The organism is Carnobacterium pleistocenium FTR1 (assembly GCF_000744285.1).
GTDB classification, from domain to species: Bacteria; Bacillota; Bacilli; order Lactobacillales; family Carnobacteriaceae; genus Carnobacterium_B; species Carnobacterium_B pleistocenium.
The window spans coordinates 2,426,549-2,444,013 of record NZ_JQLQ01000002.1 but is presented as its reverse complement, the minus strand read 5'-3'; the positions used below and the strand labels follow the sequence as shown (position 1 = coordinate 2,444,013).

Sequence of the window (17,465 nt, the reverse complement as noted above, 5' to 3'; positions counted from 1 at the left end):
TTTTTTTTTATGGAGGTTTAGCTCAGTTGGGAGAGCATCTGCCTTACAAGCAGAGGGTCGGCGGTTCGAGCCCGTCAACCTCCACCATGAGTCATTAGCTCAGTTGGTAGAGCATCTGACTTTTAATCAGAGGGTCGCAGGTTCGAATCCTGCATGACTCATAGCTAATCAGTCAAATATGGTTAGTTATGCCATGTTTTTGCGGGTGTGGCGGAATTGGCAGACGCACTAGATTTAGGATCTAGCGTCGTAAGACGTGGGGGTTCAAGTCCCTTCACCCGCATTATCTTTATTAAATGATTGAGGTATCACTTCAGCCGGCTTAGCTCAGTTGGTAGAGCATCTGATTTGTAATCAGAGGGTCGAGGGTTCAACTCCTTTAGCCGGCATTCTTTTGCGAAAGTAGTTCAGTGGTAGAACATCACCTTGCCAAGGTGGGGGTCGCGGGTTCGAATCCCGTCTTTCGCTTACTAGTTTGACTAGTAAGCTTATTCGTAAGATGAAGAACTGTTCTAATGCCGGGGTGGCGGAACAGGTAGACGCACAGGACTTAAAATCCTGCGGTGAGTGATCACCGTGCCGGTTCGATTCCGGCCCTCGGCACTATTTGCACCCATAGCTCAATTGGATAGAGTACTTGACTACGAATCAAGGGGTTAGAGGTTCAAGTCCTCTTGGGTGCATTTCTTTTGAAAGAAAAATTAAGAAGTAATTGAACGGGAAGTAGCTCAGCTTGGTAGAGCACTTGGTTTGGGACCAAGGGGTCGCAGGTTCGAATCCTGTCTTCCCGATAAATAATTTTAAAAAGATGATTTCTCTTAATAATTAGAGAAATTATCTTTTTTTTTGGTTGTATAATTGTTTTGGTTCTAGGTCAAATAGTGTGGATGCTTCAAGATGAAATTTCTTCTGGAATGTACGAACTTGCTTGTGAAGCCAGGGGAGCTACCTGAAGACCTGGAAAACCATAGTCTTAAGGTTTTCAAGCCTTAACAGAGCGTTAACTCTCTGTTATTCGCATTGAATTCAATGATATGGTTACAAGCAGAACCTATTCCGCCAGAATTTTTAGGTGAGTTATGTAATTAATTTTTTTATCCACACCAAAAATTAGACAGCTATTTTTTCGTCTGATTGGTAGTATTCATATGCACGAAAAAAACAGTTTCTATCTATAAAAGAAAATAAAACAGACTTTTTTTCGATAATCAAAGCTATCATCGTTGATTTGTATTTGGTTAAAAAAGACACTACTTTTATTTAACAGAATTAGATCCGTAAAAAGCTACATTAAATTGAGAGTCAATTTTTAAAATTGGCTAATACTTTAGCCATGCATTTTTCTTAGATAAAAAGATAAACTTTAATATTTATTTTCTTTGTCTATTGGGCAATAGAAGAAGTTTCGGAGTTAATTTAGATGAAATGAGTAAAGTTACTTTTCAAATCTTCTTATTTCTCGTATAATGAAAGTCAGGATTAGTCAAGAATGCTTTCTAGTTTTTACTAGAGGTATCCTCCGCTATTAATTTAGTTTATGTTATTGATAAGCTAAATGATTAAGTCTAGTGTTAGGACGATAAGAAAAGGAGTGTTACTAAAAAAACACCGTTGTAAAGTAGAGAAGGTAAAATTATTATCTTTATCATACACTGAAATGTTTTAGTAACAGGTAACCCATGCATAATCAAAATATGTCGGACATCATTGAAGCTTATTTAAAAAAAGTTTTAGGTCAAGATGAACGAGTCGAGATCAGACGCAGCGAGATGGCAGATCGATTTAATTGTGTTCCTTCTCAAATAAATTATGTTATAAATACTCGTTTTACAGTGCAACAAGGTTATTTGGTTGAAAGTAAACGTGGTGGTGGCGGTTATATACGTATCATTAAAGTGAAACTGTTGGATGAAGCTGAGATGTTGGATATGATGATCGATATCATTGGAAATAGAATCACTCAAAAGAATGCTTATTCTATTATAGAAAGATTATTTGAAACTGAAATGTTGACTAAGAGAGAGGCAAATATTATGCTATCTGTAATGGGAAAATCACTCTTAAATGCTGATGGAATAGACGAAAATGAATTACGAGCTAAACTATTAGTGGCCTTTTTGAACAATTTGAAATATGAATAAAGAATAAAATCGGAGGCGAAATATAAATGGATGAATTATTTTCTGAAAAAGCAAGAATGGTTTTGATCATGGCGCAAGAAGAAGCAAAGGGATTTCGTCACCACTCTGTAGGGACTGAACACATTCTTTTAGGATTGATTATGGAGCAGGATGGAATTGCTGGGAAAACGTTAAGACAATTTTCTGTGACTGAAGTCGATATTAGAGAAGAAATCGAACACTTTACGGGCTATGGAACAATGAAGTACCTTTCTAAAAATGCTATTCTTCCTTATTCTCCAAGAGCTAAACAAGCTATTACATTTGCTACAGATGAAGCAAGACGTATGGGTTCAGCACTTGTTGGCACAGAGCATTTATTGTTAGGATTACTACGCGAAGAAGACATTTTATCATCTAAAATTTTAAGCAATTTAGATATCAATTTAAACAAAGCTCGTCAAATCGTATTGAAAAAAATTGGTTTGGGTGATGCAACAAATGCTAAAGGTAGAAAAGCAAAACCAGCTGCTAAACAAGTTGCAGGCACACCAACCTTAGATTCTTTGGCTCGCGACTTGACTGCTGTGGCAAGAGAAGGGAAATTAGATCCAGTCGTTGGTCGTCATAAAGAGATCAAACGTATTATTCAAGTGTTGAGCCGTAGAACAAAAAATAATCCTGTTTTAGTAGGAGAACCCGGTGTAGGTAAAACAGCTATTGCTGAAGGATTAGCACAAAAAATCAAAGATGGTGAAGTTCCAGCTGCATTAGCAAATAAACGGTTAATGATGCTCGATATGGGTTCATTGGTAGCTGGTACAAAATATCGTGGCGAATTTGAAGAACGAATGAAAAAAATTATTGATGAAATTTATCAAGATGGTGAAGTTATCTTATTCATAGATGAGCTGCACACGCTAATTGGTGCTGGTGGGGCAGAAGGTGCTATTGATGCATCTAATATTTTGAAACCTGCATTAGCACGTGGTGAACTGCAGACTATAGGAGCAACAACATTAGATGAATATCAAAAATATATTGAAAAAGATGCTGCTTTAGAAAGACGATTCTCACCAATTCATGTGGATCCTCCTTCAGAAGAGGAAACAGAAGAAATCTTGTTAGGTTTACGTTCTCGTTACGAAGAACATCACGGTGTTAAAATTACGGATGAAGCTATACATGCTGCAGTTAAGCTTTCATCTCGTTATATTACATCAAGACAATTACCGGATAAAGCTATTGATTTGATAGATGAATCTGCTTCTAAAGTACGTTTAGATGTTTCAGGTAAACCTTCTCCAGTTGCAGCTGCAGTCTCAGACTTAGAAGCTTTGATACAAAATAAAGAAGATGCTATCCAGTTACAAGATTTTGAACAAGCTGCGAGAATTCGTATAAAAGAAATGAAACAACGTAAAAAAATTGAAAATTTATTACAAAAACAAGAAGGAAAAGCTTCTTTAAACTCACTAGAAGTAACTGAAAGAGATATCGCAGAGGTTGTATCTTTATGGACGAGTATCCCTGTTCAGCAAATGGAACAAAAAGAATCAGACCGTTTAATGAATTTAGAAAAAATATTGCATAAACGAGTGATTGGGCAAGAACTAGCTGTTGGATCAGTTTCTAGAGCAATCAGACGTTCTAGGAGTGGGTTGAAAGATCCTAACCGTCCAATAGGTTCATTTATGTTCTTAGGACCTACAGGTGTTGGTAAAACAGAGCTAGCTAAGGCTCTTGCAGAAGCAATGTTTGGCAATGAAGAAGCGTTAGTTCGGGTAGACATGTCCGAATTCATGGAAAAATACAGCACGAGTCGTTTAATCGGCTCACCTCCTGGATATGTTGGATATGATGAAGGTGGCCAATTAACCGAAAAAATCCGTCAAAAACCTTATTCTGTTATCCTATTTGATGAAGTTGAAAAAGCTCATCCAGATGTATTTAATATTTTATTGCAAGTTCTTGATGATGGTCATCTAACGGATGCCAAAGGCCGAAAAGTTGATTTCAAAAATACGGTTATGATTATGACATCTAATTTGGGAGCAACAGCTTTAAGAGATGAAAAATCTGTAGGATTTGGCACAGTAAACAATAAAAAAGATCATTCAGCAATGGAAAAACGGATTATGGAAGAAATGAAAAAAACATTCAAGCCAGAATTTATTAATCGTATTGATGATTCTATCGTTTTCCATTCTCTGGAAAAAGCAGAATTGACACAAATTGTAAAATTAATGGCACAAACGATTATTAAACGATTAAAAGACATGGATATTGACGTTAAAATTACTCAAGCGGCTATTGATGTTATTGCAAAAGCCGGTTACGATCCTGAATATGGGGCACGCCCGATTCGTCGAGCACTTCAAAAAGAGGTTGAAGATCGATTGAGTGAAGAATTGTTAAGTGGTCGGGTCAAAATTGGCGATCAAGTTACAATTGGTGCTTCAAAGGGAACCATTCGTATTACTGTAACAAATTTAAAGAAAATAGCTGGAAAAGCATTAACTGCAATCGAGAATAATTGATTGAAATGAATTGAAAGAGTAAAAACGTCTACCATCTTTACAGGATAGTAGACGTTTTTATTCGTATTTTAATTTTCTTTCTGCTATGATGAATTAAGAGAAATGATGAAAGGGAAGTGACTATTTATGAAAGACTCAACTAAAGCGTTACTAGTAGGAGTTGGAACAATTTTTGCAGTTGGAGCAGTTATAGTGGCATCTTCAAATATGGCAATGGAAAAACTGGAATCTAAAATTAATCGCAAAAGAGCAAGATATTTTGTGAAAGAAAAATTAAAAGGCAACGAAAAAGCAATGAGTGTTGTAGATGACTTATCTGATATGGAAGTAGCTAACTTATTGAATGTTGTTGATAAAGTTTCTGATTTGAAAGGCAATGTAAGTTCATATGGGAATCATTTCAAAGAGACTACACATGATTTTAAAGATGCTTTCATGGATAAAAAACATAGTTTACAGCATGAAATGAAACATCACAAAAAAGAGTTGAAACATAAATTGAAAAAATAAATTTTCTTATAACCAATAGAAAAAAATAATCTATCGTTAGATTTCTAACGGTAGATTATTTTTTTAGAGAGTTGATAAGTAACAGAGAAGTAAATCATTTCTATTTTTCAACGAAAAACCAAATTCTTCAAAAAAACGATCTACTCGGTATTGTAACGTATTTCGGTGAATATACAGATATTTAGCGGCTAGACTGATGTTTCCTTGATTCAGCCATACGGCAATGACTAGCTCTTTTATTTCAGGGTTAGAAGTTAACTTTTTTTTAAGTTGTTGAATAATGGGACTGCTAGATAAAGCTTCCGATGCGTAATAACTTAGTGCGACATCCGATAAAGAGAAAACTTGTTTGCTTTTTTGTAGTTGATTGAAAAAAATGGTCTGTTCTTCTTTAAAAATTCTTTTAAAATCTAAAGTAAGAGACCAATACTGGCCAATATAACTGCTTGTTTTTGTTGAAAAATCGTCGTCTAAAGTTTGTAAGACCCCAATCATCTCATCCTGAGTCTCCGAGGAATTAGAGTAAGGATGAATTAAAAGGCCATAATGGTCATTAATAAAGAAAACTTCTTGTACATCTTTAAAAAAACTTTTAAACGAATTAAGCCATAGTTTTTTATCAAAAAGAGTATCTTTTTTTTGGATTTTAAATTGAACAACACGGTAAATACCTTCTTCAGCTGGAAGAGAAGGGTTATCTTCCAGTAAATAGCGATACCATCTTGATTGGGGAATTCCTAAATTTTTCACAGAAGTATCTTTATTAAAAATAAGATAAAGTAATTTTGTTTCGGAAGCGGTCAGCTGTTTTTTATCAAAATGGATCCATTGATTTTGGTAAGGAAATGTTAGATAAGTATAATCATTTTTCAAATCTTCTGTTAGAAAAGCGGATGGGTAGATGGATTGAATTTGATTGAAATTCATAAACACACTCCTTTAAATGAGAACCGTTACAATTCGGGTATACTATTATTCTATCATTTTTACCGTAAGTATGTAGCTAAATTATGCTATGATAAAGAAAAGAATAGATGAAGGAATGGGTAGATGTTAACTAATGAAGAAAAAATTTTTTTTATGCAAGAAGCAATCAAAGAAGCCCACAAAGCAAAATCAAAATTAGAAGTTCCAATAGGTGCCATAGTTGTGTTGAATGGTGAGATTATTGGTCGTGGCCATAATATAAGAGAAGAATCAAATAATGCAACGACTCATGCGGAAATGTTGGCTATTCAAGAAGCTAACCGAAACTTAAAGAACTGGCGTTTAGAGGAAGCTCAATTGTTTGTAACCTTAGAACCTTGTCCTATGTGTAGTGGAGCAATGATTTTGTCACGTATTAAAGAACTTTACTATGGAGCGAGCGATCCCAAAGGTGGTACAGCAGGCACATTAATGAATTTATTGGATGATAAGCGTTTTAATCACCAAGTCCAAATTGAAAAAGGTCTCTTAGAGGAAGAATGCGGCAAATTATTAAGTGATTTTTTCCGAGAATTAAGAAAGCGTAAAAAAGAAGAAAAAGCGCAGAGAAATATGAAGCTAATCAAAGAAGACGACAGCCACGTTTAAAACGAGGATGACGTCTTCTTTTTTTAAGCAAAACACTTATTTATTGTTGCATCATAGCTTGATCTTTATCAATTACTGCTTGTGCAGCTTTTGTGATAGAAGAGATAAAACCGGTATCTTCTAAAGCTAAAACACCCTCAACAGTTGTTCCACCTGGAGAAGAGACTTGGTCGATTAAATTCCAAGGTGATTCACTGCTCTCCAATACTAATTTTCCACTTCCAATAACAGCTTGTGCGGCAATTTTTGTGGCTATTTCTTTAGACATACCATTTTTGACCGCAGCTCTTGCCAAAGAATCAATAAATAAAAAGACAAAGGCTGGTGAACTTCCAGCAATTGCTGTAAATGTGCTGAAGTCCTTTTCAGGTAATTCAATTGCTTTTCCAACAGCTTTAAACATATTCAAAACAAAAGCTTTTTGTTTTGAGGTAGTGTAGTCATTTCCACAAATAGCAGACATTCCTTCTCCAATTTGTGAATTTAGATTAGGCATTACCCTAACCAAAGGGATCTCATTGCTAATATTTAATAGCTCTGACAGTTTTTGAAGTGTTGTTCCTGCAGCAATAGAAACAACTACTGGTTGATGAGCAGCAAGTTCATCTTTAATTTCTGCTAAAATAGCTGGAAGAACATTTGGTTTAGCTGCAAGTACTAAAATATCAACCTGTTCTGCTAACTCTTTATTAGATGAACAAGCATGTGTCCCAGTTTCCGCCGTAAAAAGTGCTAATTTTTCTGGAGTTGTATTATGGACATAAATATCTTGATTGGATGTGTGGCCATTTTGTATAATACCTTTGATAATAGCACTAGCCATATTCCCAATACCGATGAATCCTACTTTCATAGATAACACTCCTACTTATTTATTTTAGATGTTCAGTTTACCACAACTTCAAAGAAGTAGGTTCGATATTTTAGTGTGGCAATAGATTCACCACTTTATTAGCTATCTTTTATCGAATAAAGTAAGATAAAGATAAGAGGCAAGACATTTCGAGCATAAGAGAAATGACGAAGTGGAGGTAGCTAAATGTTTGGGAAAATAAGAAATCCAGTTCTTTTTCAAGGGAATTTGCATAGAGAAAGTTACTTTGAAGGATGGTATTACAAACAAGTATCATGCGATGAAAAGACCAGTATCAGCTTTATTCCTGGAGTGAATTTATTCAATGGGGATGAGCATAGTTTTATCCAATATATCTATATGAATTTAAATGAACAAAATGAAAAAATAACAAAGACGGGTTATATTCGTTATCGATTAGATGAATTTAGTTACCAAGATGACCCGTTCCTAGTTCAAATTGGGCAAAATATTTTTACGGAATCGTTTATCTCTGTTCAACTTAAAGACAAACAGTTTATGATTCAAGGGAAATTAGGCTTAGGGAATTTTCAAAGTATAAAAACAACTCTTTTATCTCCTTCGATCATGGGAGGATTTGCGTATGTTCCAAAGATGGAGTGTTACCATGGCTTAATTAGTATGAATCATAGATTGCAAGGGACTTTAACGATCAACGATAAAGACATTGTCTTTACAAATGGCAAAGGTTATATTGAAAAAGATTGGGGGACTTCATTTCCAAAAGAGTATGTTTGGATCCATTCAAATCATTTCAAAAATCCCAATACTAGTCTATTTTTATCAATCGCACATATCCCCTTTCATATAAAAACGTTTAAAGGTTTTATTTGTAATCTAATAGTGAATGACATTGAGTATCGCTTTGCAACTTATAATAGCAGTAAAGTAAGGATATTGGATCAAACAAAAGATTCGGTAACAGTCATACTCGAAAATAAAGAAGCAGAACTGACCATTAAAGGAATGATTACCTATTCTGGTAAACTTATTGCTCCTGAAAATGGCAGTATGAATAAGGCTATTAAAGAAGGTCTGTCAGGAGAAGTCAATATCCTCTTGAAAGATAAGAAGCGAAATACGATGTACCGAGATATAAGTAATTTAGCAGGCATCGAAATAGTAGAAGCTTAGTTTAAAGAGGTGAGAAGATGAGAAATAATGCACAGAAAATAATTTATAGTTCTTTTAAGTATGACTTAGGAAGCCTTTATCTGGCAGCAACCGATATCGGTCTTTGTTTTGTGGGTTCTTTAAATGAGTCGCTGAGTGAACTGGAAGCGGGGATGATAAAATTATATCCAGGAGCAGTTTTAGTGGAAGATAAGACTGAATTACAGCTTTACCATCAACAGTTTCTAGAGTATTTTAAGGGGTCTAGAACTATTTTCACTTTTCCTATAGATGTTAAGGGGACTTTATTTCAGCAAAAGGTTTGGAAAGTTTTAAATGATATCCCATATGGAAAAACAAGCTCATATGGCGAAATCGCGGCAGCTATTGGACAGCCCAATTCATTTCGGGCGGTTGGTACAGCAATCGGAAGAAATCCTTTATTGATCGTAGTCCCTTGCCATCGGGTTATCCATAAAGACGGTAGATTAACCGGTTATCGAGGGAAGTTAGAGATGAAAGAGAGACTGTTAGATTTAGAAAAGTGCAGCATCAATAAGTCTTATGAATAATTTAATAAGCTTAGAGGTAACCAGGTCATACATACTGATGTGTGGCCTGGTTTTGTATCTAGTATGAACTTAAAAAGACTTGCTAAAAGAGTAATTATAACCTATTATACTAGATATGGTTTATAATTAGTTTTATAAACTACATATAGTGTTTTAGAGGAAAGATAGGACGGTGATAGGAAATGATAAAAAGTAATAATGGTTTTTGTGAAAAAACGAACAATGTTAAGTTGAAAGTATTGAAAAGAGATGGCAGAGAAGTTGAATTCAAAGAAGAAAAAATCTTTGAAGCCTTATTGAAAGCTCAGCGTTCACTAACAAAACAACTAGACGAAAAAAACATTCAAGAGTTAAGAGTCATTGTTGAAGAAGTCAAAAAAGAAATAGCCAGACGGTTCATAAGCAATGTCCAAATTTATGAAATTCAAAGTATCGTTGAACACACAGTAATCGATGCACATAAACATGAATTAGCAGAAGCTTATTTAGTGTATAGGACCCGTCGTGATTTGGAAAGAAGTCAGTCAACAGATATCAATTATGGCATCCATAACCTATTGCTCAAAGAAGAAACCGTTGTAAATGAAAATGCGAATAAAGACAGTAATATTTTTAATACACAAAGAGATTTGACCGCGGGGACAGTTGCTAAATCGATTGGTCTTAAAATGTTGCCAGAACATGTAGCTAATGCCCATCAAAAAGGGGATATTCATTACCATGATTTAGATTACCAACCCTACTCACCAATGACAAATTGTTGTCTGATTGATTTCAAGGGTATGTTTAGTGAAGGCTTTAAGATAGGAAATGCAGAAGTAGAAAGTCCACGTTCTATCCAAACAGCTGCTGCTCAAATGGCCCAAATTATAGCCAATGTTGCTTCTAGCCAGTATGGGGGATGTAGCGCTGACCGTATTGATGAAGTACTAGCTCCCTATAGCCGTTTAAATTACCAAAAACATTTAAAAACAGCGAAAGAATGGATTTTAGGTGAAGAGAAGCAGCAACAGTACGCAAATGAAAAAACTAAAAAAGATATTTATGATGCAATGCAAAGTTTAGAATATGAAATCAATACACTTTACTCATCGCAAGGGCAAACGCCTTTTACAACGTTAGGATTTGGATTAGGAACAGATTGGTTTGAACGAGAAATTCAGCAATCTATTTTACAAGTACGAATCAATGGTTTGGGAAAAGAAAAAAGAACGGCTATTTTTCCAAAACTTGTCTTTTCATTGAAGCGAGGGGTCAATTTAAATCCAGAAGATAAAAATTACGATTTAAAAAAATTAGCCCTAACTTGTTCAACGAAAAGAATGTATCCCGATGTTTTGATGTACGATAAAATTGTCTCATTAACCGGCAGTTTTAAAGCTCCTATGGGGTGTCGTTCTTTCTTACAAGGCTGGAAGGATGCGGAGGGAAATGAAGTAAACGCTGGAAGAATGAATTTAGGTGTCGTTACCATGAATTTGCCGCGCATAGCTTTAGAGTCTAAAGGAGACCGCTCATTGTTTTGGAAAATACTGGAAGAAAGATTATTGGTTTGTCGAGATGCATTAGTCTACCGTGTTCAAAGGACAAATGAAGCTACACCCGAAAATGCCCCTATATTGTATCAGTATGGAGCTTTCGGAAAGCGTCTTGAAAAAAAAGATTATGTGGATGACCTTTTTAAAGACAAACGTGCCACAGTATCATTAGGGTATATTGGTTTATATGAAACAGCAACCGTGTTCTTTGGACCTGATTGGGAGAAAAATGAAGAAGCCAAACTATTTACATTAGCAGTTCTGAAAGAAATGAAGCAGTATACAGATCAGTGGGGAGAAGAGCAAGGCTACCATTTTAGTGTGTATTCGACTCCAAGTGAGAGTCTAACTGACCGTTTTTGCCGATTAGATACGAAGAAATTTGGTGTAATCGATAATATTACTGATAAAGAGTATTATACAAACAGTTTTCATTATGATGTTCGCAAAAAACCGACACCATTTGAAAAAATAGAATTTGAAAAAGATTATCCTGAATACACTTCCGGAGGGTTCATTCACTATTGCGAGTACCCAAATATGCAGCAAAATCCAAAAGCCTTGGAAGCCGTGTGGGATTATGCATACGATCGCATTGGATACCTTGGGACTAATACACCAATCGATCATTGTTATGATTGCGGATTTGATGGAGATTTTGATCCGACTGAACGAGGTTTTAAGTGCCCGGAATGTGGCAATACTAATCCAGAAACATGTGACGTTGTAAAAAGAACGTGTGGCTATTTGGGTAATCCTCAAGCCAGACCAATGGTTCATGGAAGACACAAAGAAATTTTGGCCCGGGTCAAACATATGTCAAGCAATGGGGAAGAAGGATAGAAATGAGAAATCCTAAACCAAAAGAGTGGCTGGCTGAAGATTACAGTCAAAGCCGGATCGCAGATTATAAACCGTTTAATTTTGTTGATGGAGAAGGCGTAAGATGCAGCCTTTATATGAGTGGCTGTTTATTCGCGTGCAAAGGGTGTTACAATAAAATCGCTCAAAATTTTGCATACGGATATGAGTATACAACTGAACTAGAAGATACGATTGTAGAAGATTTAAAGCAACCTTACGTCCAAGGGTTAACACTTTTAGGCGGTGAACCTTTTTTAAATACTCAAGTGGCCGTTCGACTAGCTAAAAGAATTCGTTCTGAATATGGCAAAACAAAAGATATCTGGTCATGGACAGGATATACTTGGCAAGAATTGATGCAAGAATCTGAAGATAAATTGGAATTACTCTCTTTGTTAGATGTTTTAGTAGATGGGCGTTTTGAACTAGCAAAAAAGGATCTGACCTTACAGTTTCGCGGGAGTTCAAATCAACGCGTGATTGATGTACAAGCATCGTTAGAACAGAATGAAGTTATTTTATGGAATAATCAATTTACTTAAAAAACAGCTCCTTATTTTCTGAAGAGAAGTAGCATGAAATGTCTAAATTATGCTACACTACAATTAGTTAAAGGAGCGGATTATAATGGATGGTAAATCAAGAGCGAATATTAAAATTGATGCATTAGTCGATATTGTTTTGAAAAAAGATCAACGTACGAACAAATTAACTAGAGGTCACGTGAAACGTATTTTAACCAATAGTGCTCAGCATCCGCATGGTATTAAAGTGATGTTGAAAGAAGGAGACCAAGTTGGTCGCGTACAAAAAATCTTAACAGATGATAAATAGAAAAGTAGAAAGTTTAAACTAAAGGCTCTTCGTCCAATGGTGTGAATGAGTCTTACTAAGAGTGGGTATAGGACAGATAGTGTTTATACTTTAAAGGAAATTTCTTATGGAATAGACGGTTTTTCTTGTTAAGCCATGAGGACCATCTTAAGCCTGAAAAGCACAGTCTTGAGGCTTGAATCCATTGCACGGCGACAAGCAAATCCTATTCCTCCAGAATTTTTAGGTGAGTGATTGGATTAAATCTAGCAACATTAAAAATTATAGACCTAAACTAAAAAAGAGATCAAGGGATGTTTTCACATCCCTTGATCTCTTTTTAGTTATTGGAAAATGCGATTAGAGAACTGACTTAACTAGGTAATCGTCGCACAAAAGGTTGTAAGCGGGAAGCAATCAAAAAAGCAAAAGCGGCTTTGATGATATCTCCTGGAATAAAGAGTAAGAATCCAGTTTTTAAAATAAGACTGTTGCTCATTGTCAAATCAAGATATCCCCGTACGATGAAAACCATATATGGCAAACCAAACAAGTAAAAGATGCTTGAGCCAATAAGCAGAGCTACTATAGTAGTTTTCAGTGTGAATGATCGGCTTTCTAAATACCAAGCCATAAGATAAGCCCCAACAACAAATCCAATAACAAAGCCAAAACTAGGACTGAGAAAAGATTGAAATCCTTTGAAAATCAAAATCAAGAATAAATGCAAAGTTTGTGCTAGAAAAGCAGCTCTCTTTTGCAAAATAAGACCAGTCAATAAGACGAATAATGTTTGTAATGTAAAAGGAACGGGTCCTAATGGCAAGCTGACAAAACTGCCAATATAAGTTAAAGCAGCCATAAGACTGCAAAGAGTTAGTTCTCGGGTAGTTAATTTTGACATAGCGGTCTCCTTCTAAATTGAATAGGCGCAACTATTCAATTGGTTTTTTCATAATAATTTCGCCATACGACAACGTGCGTTGGTGACCATTAGCCATTTGTACGACCAGTCCGCCATGAGAATCGATGTCAATCGGAACAGCTTCAAATTGATCGTTGCGTTCTTTGAAAGTGATTTTTTTTCCTAGCACAAAGCAGCGTTTTTTGTATTCTTCTAAAAAAGAGCGCTCCTCAATTGTTTGGTAGATAGTATAGAACTGATTTGCAATTTCAGCTATTAGGAGGTTACGATCAAAAGCACCATTTTCTGCAGAAGAAGTAAGAAAGCCCGCTATAGTATCCAATTCAGAAGGGAAACCAGCTGAAGGTTCTTTGACGTTCAAGCCTATTCCAACAATCAAAGTCTCTACTTTACCACTTTCAAAATCAGATACTGCCTCGGTTAAAATACCGCATATTTTTGTATCGCCAAGATAAATATCATTTACCCATTTAATTTGTGGCTTCTTAGCAGTCAATTTTTCAATGGCAAAACAAACAGCTACAGCAGTGGCTGTGGTAACTAAAGTAGCATCAGACATATTTAAATTAGGCTTTAGATAAAAGCTCATATAAATACCTGTTTGACTGGGAGAATAAAAAGATTTACCCAAGCGTCCGCGTCCTTTGGTTTGTTCTTCAGACAGCACAATTCCCTGTTTTATGGAGTCTTTCGATGAAAGTCTTCGAGCTTCAGTATTTGTAGAATCAATCGTTTTAAATGTCTGAATAGAAAAATCTTGTAGACCAGGTAGCAAGAATGGCTGAATAGTTTCGGCAGAAATGACATCTGATTTTGTAGACAATCGATACCCTTTATTGGTTACAGCTTCAATAATATAGCCTTCTTTTTGTAGCGTTTTAATGCCTTTCCAAATAGATGTTCTTGAAAGTCCCAGAGAGTCTGCCAATGTTTGTCCAGAAATGCTATCTCCTTGTTGTTTTTCCAATAAAGAAAGAATACGTAATTTTGTAGACATAATTTCACCTCAAATTTAGTATAATAGGTTCTTTTTTTATTGTCAACTTAATTTTTTTAACAGGGTAACAATCAGTTTAGGAAAACTAGCAAACTAAAAAAAATTATTTTTTGATAAGGGTGCTAAGGGATGTAACAGTAGGAATAACCCTTGTCTAATCAATGTAAAAGTAGTAATATTAGAACATTCTACAAAAAAAGTCACAGAATAATCAAAGGAGAATAAAAATGCCCGTAATGGAACTAAAGCAAGTAAATAAATCATATAAAGTCAATGGTGGGGAAACATTTCAAGCTTTGAAAGATGTCAATTTGTCTTTTGAAAAAGGAGAACTGATTTCTATTATTGGGGAATCGGGCAGTGGAAAATCGACATTGATGAACTTGATTGGTGGATTAGATTCAGATTTTCAAGGTGAAATTCTTGTCGATGGTGAAAATATTAGAGGTTATTCTGAAAAGAGTCTAGTGCAATACCATAAAGAAAAAGTAGGATTTGTATTTCAAAGTTTTAACCTTATCTCTCATTTATCTGTTTTAGATAATGTAACGTTAGCAATGACTTTATCAAATGTTTCAAAAGCGGATCGTGAAAAAAGAGCAAAAGAAATTTTGGATGTAGTAGGTTTGAAAGATCATGTGTATAAGAAACCTGACGCTATTTCAGGTGGACAGAAGCAACGGGTTGCTATTGCACGTGCATTGGTAAATGATCCTGATATTATTATCGCAGATGAGCCAACAGGAGCTTTGGATTCAGAAACATCGAACCAAGTTTTAGAAGTGATCAAAGAAATTGCTGAAAACGGCAAACTGGTCATTATGGTTACCCATTCTGAAAAAGTAGCTGCCTATTCTAGTCGAGTGGTAACGATCGATGATGGCCGGGTAATCAACGATCAAGCTGGAAAGGCATTGATTGTTAAAGAGAACAAATATAAAACGGAAAAACCGAATCGCAATAAAAATTTGAGTTTGCTAGGGTCGATGAAGTTAGCACTTTTAAATATGAAAGAAAAGTTATCCCGAAATATCTTGATAGCTTTGGGTGGAAGCGTTGGAATCATGAGTGTTATTTTGATGTTGTCTCTAGGTAGCGGAGTGAATGCTTACTTAACAGATACTATGAATAGCCAAGTGAATCCGTTAGTCAGCGAAGTTCACATGCCAGATGAAGAAACAGGCAATGAAACCGAAATAAATAATTTGCAAAATCAAAACCCGTTGTTAGGCTTATCTAGTGCAGCGACGTTTGAAGCTGAGAATACTGAAGAATTAGCTGGAATCGAGCACGTAGAGTCTGTTGAAGAAGGCTTTACTAATTTCTCAGTTGGATCAAGTAAAGCTTCTTATGAAGAAAACACGGCTCAATTCATGAGTGTAACAACTGTTTCTTCCATGATTACTAGCGCGGATATTTTAGAAGGTGCATTGCCTAATGAAGGCGAAGTCGTCATCACTGAGAACTTGGCCAATACTTTAGGCGATGATCTTGTAGGAAAAGATATCCAAATAGAAACCTTGATCAATGAAGAACTGCTTGATTTGACGATGACGGTCAGTGGTATTTATGGTTCTGAAGGTGGAATGGACACCGTATACTTGAATTATGAGAATTTGGAGAATGCTTTAGAAGAAGCAGGTGGAGAACTAGCACCTAATATCGTTTACCTGGTTTCTGATGATGCAGATGCGACTGAGTCTATAAAAGCTGAAGTTGAAAATTTGGATTACAAAGGTTCATCAACAGAAGCATTGGCCGATACGTTTAGCCAAATGTTAGATATCTTTACGTATGTACTAGCTGGAGTTGCTGGTATTTCATTAATTGTCTCAGCTATTATGATTTTGACGGTCTTATACATCAGTGTGGTGGAACGGACAAAAGAAATCGGAGTAATCAAGGCAATAGGTGGACGTAAAAAAGATATCCGCCGTATCTTTGTATCCGAATCGTTTTTGATTGGGTTATTTAGCGGATTGTTTGGAGTGGGTATTGCATGGGGATTGTCATTAACGGCTAATGCTGTAAGTATGAGCTACTTTGATGTTGAGATTATTAATTTAACACCAACGTATGCCATTTCTGGGATCGTTTTGAGTATCTTCATTAGTATGGTAGCCGGTTTAATGCCAGCATCTAAAGCTGCTAAATTAGATCCAGTAGAGTCATTGAGAAGAGACTAACTACAGGCAGGTGAGCAGAGGTGCGAAAAGTAGAAGTGCTAGATTATCAAACAGAATGGCCAGGTCTGTTTGAAAAAGAAAAAAGCAGACTGCAGCATCTTCTCCAAGGAAACAGCTATAGAATTTTTCATATTGGCAGTACGTCTGTTCCCGGATTAGCAGCAAAGCCGATTATTGATTTAATGCCTGTGGTTTATAATTTGCATCAAATAGATGCATTAAATGAAGAAATGGAACTGCTTGGTTATATAGTTAAAGGTGAGAATGGATTACCGGGTAGACGCTATTTTGAAAAAGGTGACGATCAACATACCCATCATGTGCATCTTTTTCAACTAGGCAATGAAGACATTATACGTCACTTAGCTTTTCGTGATTACTTAAGAGCTCATCCTAAAGAAGCTCAAAGGTATGGACAGTTAAAGAAAGAAAGTGCATTAAATTATCCAGATGATATTACTGCCTATATTGCGGCCAAGGCAAGTTTAGTAAAAGAAGTAGAACAATTAGCCTTACGGTGGTATAAGAGAACAAACTAAAACCTAGTGCAAACTGTAAATCAACAGTTATGCACTAGGTTTATTTTTTTGCTGTATAATTTTTGGTTTGGATAAATAAATTAAATGACTCATCTGCAAATTCTGGAGGAACAGGGTTGCTTGTAGCCATGTAAAGTATTCAATGCGAATTATAAAACGTTGACGCTTTAGCGCGATTACGGGTTGTTTGAAGCTTGAAAGTTTGTAAGACCATAGGCTTACAGACGGTGCCATAGCTTCATAAGAAAACCTGTACATTCCAGAAGGAATTTTATTTTGCAACACCCACACCATTTGAC

At 35.7% G+C, this 17,465-nt stretch carries 15 protein-coding genes and 8 tRNA genes; 19 read left to right on the top strand and 4 right to left on the bottom strand.

The window, feature by feature from the left end; translation table 11 throughout:
* Positions 1–11: 11 nt before the first annotated feature.
* The 11 genes from BP17_RS11985 to BP17_RS11935 all read left to right on the top strand — a co-directional run bounded on the left by BP17_RS11985 (position 12) and on the right by BP17_RS11935 (position 5,170).
* A tRNA-Val gene (locus tag BP17_RS11985) sits at positions 12–87 on the top strand.
* A gap of 1 nt (position 88) precedes the next feature.
* Positions 89–161: transfer RNA gene (locus BP17_RS11980), tRNA-Lys, on the top strand.
* A 40-nt stretch (positions 162–201) separates the two neighbouring features.
* Positions 202–283 (top strand) — tRNA-Leu (locus BP17_RS11975).
* A 33-nt stretch (positions 284–316) separates the two neighbouring features.
* Positions 317–389, top strand: a tRNA-Thr gene (locus tag BP17_RS11970).
* A 7-nt stretch (positions 390–396) separates the two neighbouring features.
* Positions 397–468 (top strand) — tRNA-Gly (locus BP17_RS11965).
* A 49-nt stretch (positions 469–517) separates the two neighbouring features.
* A tRNA-Leu gene (locus BP17_RS11960) sits at positions 518–603 on the top strand.
* Positions 604–609: 6 nt separating this feature from the next.
* A tRNA-Arg gene (locus BP17_RS11955) sits at positions 610–683 on the top strand.
* A gap of 34 nt (positions 684–717) precedes the next feature.
* A tRNA-Pro gene (locus BP17_RS11950) sits at positions 718–791 on the top strand.
* Positions 792–1,679: 888 nt separating this feature from the next.
* Positions 1,680–2,141 (top strand): CtsR family transcriptional regulator, encoded by a 462-nt coding sequence (locus BP17_RS11945; RefSeq protein ID WP_035054688.1) that lies wholly within the window; start codon positions 1,680–1,682, stop codon positions 2,139–2,141.
* Positions 2,142–2,167: 26 nt separating this feature from the next.
* Positions 2,168–4,660 carry an ATP-dependent Clp protease ATP-binding subunit gene (locus BP17_RS11940; protein ID WP_035054686.1) on the top strand — a complete coding sequence of 831 codons (2,493 nt, stop codon included), beginning with the start codon at positions 2,168–2,170 and terminating at the stop codon, positions 4,658–4,660.
* A 126-nt stretch (positions 4,661–4,786) separates the two neighbouring features.
* Positions 4,787–5,170, top strand: coding sequence for a hypothetical protein (locus BP17_RS11935; protein WP_035054684.1), 384 nt, complete (start codon positions 4,787–4,789; stop codon positions 5,168–5,170).
* A gap of 63 nt (positions 5,171–5,233) precedes the next feature.
* Here BP17_RS11935 and BP17_RS11930 read toward each other — a convergent pair whose 3' ends face one another.
* Positions 5,234–6,097 (bottom strand): helix-turn-helix domain-containing protein, encoded by an 864-nt coding sequence (locus BP17_RS11930; RefSeq protein WP_035054682.1) that lies wholly within the window; start codon positions 6,095–6,097, stop codon positions 5,234–5,236.
* A gap of 123 nt (positions 6,098–6,220) precedes the next feature.
* Between BP17_RS11930 and tadA the strand changes: the two genes are divergently transcribed.
* Complete coding sequence (tadA, locus tag BP17_RS11925; RefSeq protein WP_035054680.1) at positions 6,221–6,745, top strand: tRNA adenosine(34) deaminase TadA; 525 nt, start codon at positions 6,221–6,223, stop codon at positions 6,743–6,745.
* Positions 6,746–6,785: 40 nt separating this feature from the next.
* Here tadA and proC read toward each other — a convergent pair whose 3' ends face one another.
* On the bottom strand, positions 6,786–7,598 hold the full coding sequence (gene proC, locus BP17_RS11920; protein ID WP_035054678.1) for a pyrroline-5-carboxylate reductase: 813 nt from the start codon (positions 7,596–7,598) through the stop codon (positions 6,786–6,788).
* A gap of 186 nt (positions 7,599–7,784) precedes the next feature.
* Here proC and BP17_RS11915 point away from each other — a divergent pair, with 186 nt between their 5' ends.
* The 5 genes from BP17_RS11915 to BP17_RS11895 all read left to right on the top strand — a co-directional run bounded on the left by BP17_RS11915 (position 7,785) and on the right by BP17_RS11895 (position 12,540).
* The gene (locus BP17_RS11915; protein WP_035054676.1) at positions 7,785–8,753 is read left to right on the top strand and encodes a tocopherol cyclase family protein; all 969 of its coding nucleotides are present in this window, start codon (positions 7,785–7,787) and stop codon (positions 8,751–8,753) included.
* A gap of 17 nt (positions 8,754–8,770) precedes the next feature.
* Entirely contained in the window at positions 8,771–9,304 is a 534-nt protein-coding gene (locus BP17_RS11910) for a methylated-DNA--[protein]-cysteine S-methyltransferase (protein WP_035054674.1), read from the top strand.
* Between the two features lie 182 nt (positions 9,305–9,486).
* Complete coding sequence (nrdD, locus tag BP17_RS11905; protein WP_035054672.1) at positions 9,487–11,685, top strand: anaerobic ribonucleoside-triphosphate reductase; 2,199 nt, start codon at positions 9,487–9,489, stop codon at positions 11,683–11,685.
* 2 nt (positions 11,686–11,687) lie between these two features.
* Positions 11,688–12,248 (top strand): anaerobic ribonucleoside-triphosphate reductase activating protein, encoded by a 561-nt coding sequence (gene nrdG / locus BP17_RS11900; RefSeq protein ID WP_035054670.1) that lies wholly within the window; start codon positions 11,688–11,690, stop codon positions 12,246–12,248.
* A gap of 85 nt (positions 12,249–12,333) precedes the next feature.
* Positions 12,334–12,540: a YwbE family protein gene (locus tag BP17_RS11895; RefSeq protein WP_035054668.1), complete on the top strand. Its 207-nt coding sequence runs from the start codon at positions 12,334–12,336 to the stop codon at positions 12,538–12,540.
* Positions 12,541–12,892: 352 nt separating this feature from the next.
* On the opposite strand, the gene BP17_RS11890 is transcribed toward BP17_RS11895, so the two are convergent.
* Both BP17_RS11890 and BP17_RS11885 read right to left on the bottom strand, forming a co-directional pair.
* The gene (locus BP17_RS11890; RefSeq protein WP_035054665.1) at positions 12,893–13,423 is read right to left on the bottom strand and encodes a biotin transporter BioY; all 531 of its coding nucleotides are present in this window, start codon (positions 13,421–13,423) and stop codon (positions 12,893–12,895) included.
* Positions 13,424–13,454: 31 nt separating this feature from the next.
* Positions 13,455–14,441 carry a biotin--[acetyl-CoA-carboxylase] ligase gene (locus BP17_RS11885; RefSeq protein WP_035054663.1) on the bottom strand — a complete coding sequence of 329 codons (987 nt, stop codon included), beginning with the start codon at positions 14,439–14,441 and terminating at the stop codon, positions 13,455–13,457.
* 227 nt (positions 14,442–14,668) lie between these two features.
* Here BP17_RS11885 and BP17_RS11880 point away from each other — a divergent pair, with 227 nt between their 5' ends.
* Both BP17_RS11880 and BP17_RS11875 read left to right on the top strand, forming a co-directional pair.
* Positions 14,669–16,627 carry an ABC transporter ATP-binding protein/permease gene (locus BP17_RS11880; RefSeq protein ID WP_035054661.1) on the top strand — a complete coding sequence of 653 codons (1,959 nt, stop codon included), beginning with the start codon at positions 14,669–14,671 and terminating at the stop codon, positions 16,625–16,627.
* A gap of 20 nt (positions 16,628–16,647) precedes the next feature.
* Positions 16,648–17,166 (top strand): GrpB family protein, encoded by a 519-nt coding sequence (locus BP17_RS11875; protein ID WP_035054659.1) that lies wholly within the window; start codon positions 16,648–16,650, stop codon positions 17,164–17,166.
* The last annotated feature ends 299 nt before the right edge of the window (positions 17,167–17,465 follow it).

Excerpts from the sequence above, each read along its gene's own strand:
- BP17_RS11945 (WP_035054688.1), top strand. The coding sequence starts at position 1,680 with ATGCATAATCAAAATATGTCGGACATCATTGAAGCTTATTTAAAAAAA.
- BP17_RS11940 (WP_035054686.1), top strand. The coding sequence starts at position 2,168 with ATGGATGAATTATTTTCTGAAAAAGCAAGAATGGTTTTGATCATGGCG.
- BP17_RS11935 (WP_035054684.1), top strand. The coding sequence starts at position 4,787 with ATGAAAGACTCAACTAAAGCGTTACTAGTAGGAGTTGGAACAATTTTT.
- BP17_RS11930 (WP_035054682.1), bottom strand. The coding sequence starts at position 6,097 with ATGAATTTCAATCAAATTCAATCCATCTACCCATCCGCTTTTCTAACA.
- tadA (WP_035054680.1), top strand. The coding sequence starts at position 6,221 with ATGTTAACTAATGAAGAAAAAATTTTTTTTATGCAAGAAGCAATCAAA.
- proC (WP_035054678.1), bottom strand. The coding sequence starts at position 7,598 with ATGAAAGTAGGATTCATCGGTATTGGGAATATGGCTAGTGCTATTATC.
- BP17_RS11915 (WP_035054676.1), top strand. The coding sequence starts at position 7,785 with ATGTTTGGGAAAATAAGAAATCCAGTTCTTTTTCAAGGGAATTTGCAT.
- BP17_RS11910 (WP_035054674.1), top strand. The coding sequence starts at position 8,771 with ATGAGAAATAATGCACAGAAAATAATTTATAGTTCTTTTAAGTATGAC.
- nrdD (WP_035054672.1), top strand. The coding sequence starts at position 9,487 with ATGATAAAAAGTAATAATGGTTTTTGTGAAAAAACGAACAATGTTAAG.
- nrdG (WP_035054670.1), top strand. The coding sequence starts at position 11,688 with ATGAGAAATCCTAAACCAAAAGAGTGGCTGGCTGAAGATTACAGTCAA.
- BP17_RS11895 (WP_035054668.1), top strand. The coding sequence starts at position 12,334 with ATGGATGGTAAATCAAGAGCGAATATTAAAATTGATGCATTAGTCGAT.
- BP17_RS11890 (WP_035054665.1), bottom strand. The coding sequence starts at position 13,423 with ATGTCAAAATTAACTACCCGAGAACTAACTCTTTGCAGTCTTATGGCT.
- BP17_RS11885 (WP_035054663.1), bottom strand. The coding sequence starts at position 14,441 with ATGTCTACAAAATTACGTATTCTTTCTTTATTGGAAAAACAACAAGGA.
- BP17_RS11880 (WP_035054661.1), top strand. The coding sequence starts at position 14,669 with ATGCCCGTAATGGAACTAAAGCAAGTAAATAAATCATATAAAGTCAAT.